The 2332-nt window shown below is 41.9% G+C and carries 2 protein-coding genes; one reads left to right on the top strand and one right to left on the bottom strand.

Features of this window, described 5'->3' with window-relative positions; all coding sequences use genetic code 11:
* Positions 1 to 145: 145 nt before the first annotated feature.
* A complete protein-coding gene (locus tag FH603_RS27960; RefSeq protein ID WP_186742635.1) occupies positions 146 to 1003 on the bottom strand; it encodes a TlpA family protein disulfide reductase in 858 nt (285 codons plus the stop codon).
* 567 nt (positions 1004 to 1570) lie between these two features.
* On the opposite strand from FH603_RS27960, the gene FH603_RS27965 reads away from it, so the two are divergent.
* Positions 1571 to 2038, top strand: a complete 468-nt coding sequence (locus FH603_RS27965) for a hypothetical protein (RefSeq protein ID WP_186742637.1) — start codon at positions 1571 to 1573, stop codon at positions 2036 to 2038.
* Positions 2039 to 2332: the final 294 nt, after the last annotated feature.

The following is a 2332-nucleotide window of genomic DNA, read 5'->3' on the forward strand; positions in this document are numbered from 1 at the left end:
CCCACTGGTAGTCGGTCAGTTTAGTAAATTGTTTGGTCACGGCTTTGTTGCTTGGTCGCTACAAAGGTGACACGACTACCAGCCTTTTTCAATTCCCCAACACGTTCTAAAGAGTCTGATGGCACTAAATAGTACAAAAAGTAAGTTATTGGAACAAGTCTCCTATTCCTTCTAGTTTTCCTCGATAAATAATTCGTTGAGCTGAATCAATAACCACAACTGTCGGATAAATTTTCACGTTGAACAAAGTAGCCAAAGAGCTTTTATCAGCGTATAAAACAGAAAATTTATAGTTTCTCTGCTTAATAGCGTCAATAGCATCTAGCGGCTTATCGCGGGCTAGTGGAATATTAACTGCGTAAAACTTGACGTTTGCGTTAATGGAATAATGTTTCTGGTACTCTTCAAGAAGTGGGAATTTTTGAAAACAGGCACCGCAACCTGTGTTCCAAAAATCCAGAACTACAACTTTACCTTTTAAACTAGCTTTATTTACGGTTTTACCTTGCTCGTCTCGTAGTGAAAAGTCAGGTAGTTTTTCGTTAGTTGACCCTACATACGAACCGAAATGAAGTTTATGCATCCACAACTCATAGCCCTGTGTACTCACCCAGAGTGCAGTGAGGATAAGCGTTAAACTTAACCCTGTTTTAAGTCGTTGGTTTGCATTAACTAATACATAGCCGGAGAAGACACCCACCCCAAAAGCAATGGTAGTGGGTAAGGCTACCTGAATTCTATCAAAGTCCCAGATGTAGCCTGGTAAGTAGCGAATTAATACTGGTAAAAGCATAGCTACTCCCACCAAAATTTTCCATTGCCTTGCCTGCGCTTGACTTAGCCAGTAGTAGGTAAGAGCACAGTAGGTAACAACCGCTAAACCAGCTTTGATCGGCTGGCCCTCAAAGCCGGTTAAGCGGAAAAATGTATACGAGCTCAACGGAGCAAGAATAAAAAACAGGCCCACAGAACTCAGGATGAGCATTACATATTTTCTCGACATAAACGGTGTTATATAAGTGATCTTATAGCAGCCAATGATAGCGCATTTGTTCCGAAGTGTTGTGTTGCTACTAATGATTGTACTTAATTACTTCGTCATTATGGGGATAATGGTCTATCTACATACGTATATCAACGGGCTTTTTATTCCTAGCGAGCTAAGGTAGCAGAATGGTAAGCTGAAAGAGGATCAGTTACCATAGTTAGTAGTTGAAATAACGCCATGAATTTTAGATCCCAGCATAGCACACACGCTTTTCACCAATTGAACCGTGGCACCCGCCACCCGCCCAGGGTTTAAATTTACCAGTGAGAGTCAAAAACATGTAAAGCAGGTTTGGCTAATAACAGTACGGACTTTCCCGCGCTGGGGGGTCAAAACTCAGTTTAATAACTTTTTTTGAGTATTCTTAAACCAATCTAAACGTACTATAACATTTGATTATACAACAACATATGGTGACTTAGACGGTTTTGACGAGTTCAGCGTTCAAAGGATAAATCCTCGATCAGTTTGTCTATTTCGCGTGCTGCCCAATACTGTCTTCTGGTGTGTTTCCCGCTAACTATGTGGGCACAACTTCAAAAGCCTTACGGAAAACCAGTCCGTTGGGCAACCACTGCTGAACTGGGTGGAATTAGCCCTGTTCTTTCTCTAAATATGGAGTACACAGCGATTCAGTTACCAAAAAGCTTCTTCGTCATTCGAGGTGGAGCGGGTCAGCTTTTTACGAGCTACAGTCGTCTAACCCTTCCCCACGCATTGACTTGGAATTTGGTATTGAATGGTAAAACAAAGGGCTGTCCGCCTAGAAGCGCTCGAAACTCGTTCTTTGCTGAATTTGGCGTCGGCGGTGTTTATTTAGTGGGCGCTACTGAAGAGATCACCTATCGATGGAGCCCAATAGTAGGCGTGCGACGTTACTTTAAATACAATCCAGCAGCAACCGGCTTTTGGAAAGTTCAATTCACACCTATTGTATCTGGGCAAGTAGTACCCTGGGGCGGGTTGGGTATTGGCTTACTGATTGATTAGTAAAACCTCTATATCTTTGCTTAATATAATTGCACTTATACAACAACATAGATGGGACGATCTTTTTACATATTAGCCTTTTTGCTCATCACTTTAGTCTTGCCGATTATAATGTTGGCTTTACCAGTACCGTACTTACAATCACTTGGACAGATAGGATATATTCTTACAATAGTTTTTGGCTTAGAACGTGTTGGGGAATTGAAAAAGGCTGGTAGTCGTGTCACCTTTGTAGCGACCAAGCAACAAAGCCGTGACCAAACAATTTACTAAACTGACCGACTACCAGTGGGC

Origin of the sequence: Spirosoma utsteinense, from assembly GCF_014282275.1 — a bacterium.
Lineage (GTDB): Bacteria > Bacteroidota > Bacteroidia > Cytophagales > Spirosomataceae > Spirosoma > Spirosoma utsteinense.

Coding starts and splice junctions, on each gene's coding strand:
- FH603_RS27960 (WP_186742635.1), bottom strand. CDS start 1,003: ATGTCGAGAAAATATGTAATGCTCATCCTGAGTTCTGTGGGCCTGTTT.
- FH603_RS27965 (WP_186742637.1), top strand. CDS start 1,571: ATGTGGGCACAACTTCAAAAGCCTTACGGAAAACCAGTCCGTTGGGCA.